The organism is Myxococcus eversor, from assembly GCF_010894455.1.
GTDB classification, from domain to species: Bacteria; Myxococcota; Myxococcia; order Myxococcales; family Myxococcaceae; genus Myxococcus; species Myxococcus eversor.
On the sequence record NZ_JAAIXY010000057.1, the window covers coordinates 1 to 2,856 of the forward strand.

Sequence of the window (2,856 nt, forward strand, 5' to 3'; positions counted from 1 at the left end):
TCCGCTGGCTCGCCAACGGCTCTCTCGAGTTCCTCGGCCGCTCCGACTTCCAGGTGAAGGTGCGCGGCTTCCGCATTGAGCTGGGCGAAGTCGAGGCCGCCGTCCGCCTCTTCTCCGGCATCCAGGAGGCCGTCGTCCTCGCTCGCGAGGATGTCCCCGGTGACAAGCGTCTCGTCGCCTACTTCACCTCCGCCGAATCCTCCGTCGACACCTCGGCTCTGCGCGCTTTCCTGCTCCAGCGCCTGCCCGAGTACATGGTGCCGGCCGCGCTCGTCTCGCTCCCGTCCTTCCCCCTCTCCGCCAACGGCAAGCTCGACAGGAAGGCGCTCCCGCCTCCCGACTTCGCCGCCGCCACTTCTGGCGACGACTTCGATCCACCTTCCACTCCTACCCAGACGCGTCTTGCCTCCATCTTCGCCGACGTCCTCGGCCTGGAGCGCGTCAGCGTCCACGGCGACTTCTTCGAGTTGGGCGGCCACTCCCTCCTCGCCACCCAGGTCGTCTCCCGCATCCGCTCCACCTTCGACGTTGAGTTGCCCCTCGGTGAGCTCTTCTCTTCTCCCACCGTCGCGCTTCTCTCCGCGCGGCTGGAGTTGCTCCACGGCTCCTCGTCTCGCCAGCCCGCCCTCGTCCCTGTCGACCGCACTCAGCCGCTGCCCCTCTCCTTCGCCCAGCAGCGCCTCTGGTTCCTCGACCAACTCCAGCCTGGCGCTTCCACCTACAACATCCCCTGGGCTCTCAAGCTCACTGGCAACCTCAACGCGGAGGCGCTGCTCCAGTCCCTCAACGCGCTGATTCAGCGCCACGAGGTGCTTCGCACCCACTTCGCCATTCACGAAGGCCAGCCCGTCCAGCGCATCCAGCCGGATGTCCGCGTGGCGCTGCCCGTCGTGGACCTGCGCGCCCTGGACTCCTCCGCTCGCGACGCTGAAGCCCAGCGGCTGATGCGTGAGGAAGCGCTTCACTCATTCGACCTGTCTCGTGGCCCCCTGGTGCACGCCTCCCTCGTGCGCCTCGCCGATGACGAGTACCTCCTGCTCGTCACCGCTCACCACATCGTCTCCGACGGCTGGTCCATCGGCGTCATCGTGCGGGAGATTGCGGCCTTCTATCGTCAGTTCGCTGGTGGTGAGCCTGCGCAGCTCGCGCCGCTGCCCATCCAGTACGCCGACTTCTCCGTCTGGCAGCGTCAGTGGCTCCAGGGCGACGTCCTCGCCGAAGAGCTTGCCTGGTGGAGGCAGCAGCTCTCCGACGCTTCCACTTCGCTCGAACTGCCCACCGACAGGCCGCGTCCCGCGGTCCAGACGTATCGCGGCGCAGTGGTCCCCATCGCGCTGTCGCGCGAATTGACGCAGGCCGTGAAGGCCCTGGCTCAGCGCGAGGGCGCCACGCCCTTCATGGTGCTGTTGGCCTCGTTCCAGACCTTGCTGTCTCGATACTCGGGCCAGGATGACATCTCCGTCGGCTCGCCCGTCGCGAACCGCAATCGCTCCGAGACCGAAGGCCTCATCGGCTTCTTCGTCAACACGCTGGTCCTTCGTGCGCGAATCGGCTCACGTCAGTCCTTCCGTGAGCTGCTCTCACAGGTTCGCACGTCGACCCTGGCCGCCTACGAGCACCAGGATGTCCCCTTCGAGAAGCTCGTCGAGGAGCTCCAGCCTCAGCGCGACCTGAGCCGCTCGCCCCTCTTCCAGGTCACCCTCACCCTTCAGAACGCGCCCGAAGAGGAACTCGAGCTCCCCGGTCTCACCCTCAGCGGGATGGCCGCGAGCATCGAGACCTCGAAGTATGACTTCAGCCTTTTGCTCGAAGAGGGCGCCAACGGCTTCACCGGTATCCTCAACTACAACACCGACCTCTTCGACGCGGCGACCATGGAGCGCCTCGCTCAGCACTACGCGGTGCTGCTCGGGGGGCTGACTGCTTCGCCCGATGTCCAGCTCGCCTCGGTTGCGATGCTGACGCCGGACGAGAAGCAGGTGCTTCCTTCGTGGACCGGCATCACGTCCGCCTACCCGCGCGACGCGTCCATTCACTCCCTCTTCGCTCAGCAGGCTGCTCGCTCGCCCGACGCTGTCGCTGTCGTCTCCGGCGAGGAGTCGCTCTCCTACGCCCAGCTCGACTCGCGCTCCAACCAGCTCGCTCACTACCTGCGCTCGTTGGGTGTGCTTCCGGGCTCTCGCGTCGCTGTCCGCCTCGACCGCTCCGCCGACCTCATCATCGCCCTCCTCGCCATCCTCAAGGCGGGGGCCGCCTACGTCCCTCTCGACAAGGCCTGGCCTTCCGAGCGCCTCGCCTTCGTCCTCCGCGAGTCCGCCGCTGGCGTCGTCCTCTCTCACTCCGACGTTGTCGACGACTTGCCGGCCTTTGGCGCCGTCCTCCTCGTCATCGACGAGGAGGCTTCTCGTATCGCAGGTCAGCCTTCTTCCGCGCTGCCTCTGGATGTGACGGGCAATGACCTTGCCTACGTCATGTTCACCTCCGGCTCCACGGGCGAGCCCAAGGGTGTCTGCGTCCCTCACCGCGGCGTCACTCGCCTCGTCTCTTCCTCCTTCATCTCCTTCTCTTCCTCCGACGTCTGGCTCCACGCCGCCCCCGTCGCCTTCGACGCCTCCACCCTCGAAATCTGGGGCGCCCTCCTCCACGGCTCCAAGCTCGTCCTCGCTCCTCCTCACTCGCTGTCTTTGGAAGAGCTGGGCTCGCTGCTCGTCCGCGAGGGAATCTCTTCCCTCTGGCTCACCGCTGCTCTCTTCGAGCAGATGGTTGCCACTCAGCCCGTTGCGCTTGCCGGTGTCCGCCAGGTGCTCGCCGGTGGTGACGTCCTTCCGCCGTCCCGCGTCCGCGAGCACCTCGCTC

General features: G+C 66.8%; 1 protein-coding gene. It reads left to right on the plus strand.

What is annotated here, in order from left to right; genetic code table 11:
• Positions 1-2,856 (plus strand): condensation domain-containing protein (locus tag G4D83_RS45070; RefSeq protein WP_163871146.1); only part of this gene is annotated, 2,856 nt, incomplete at both ends.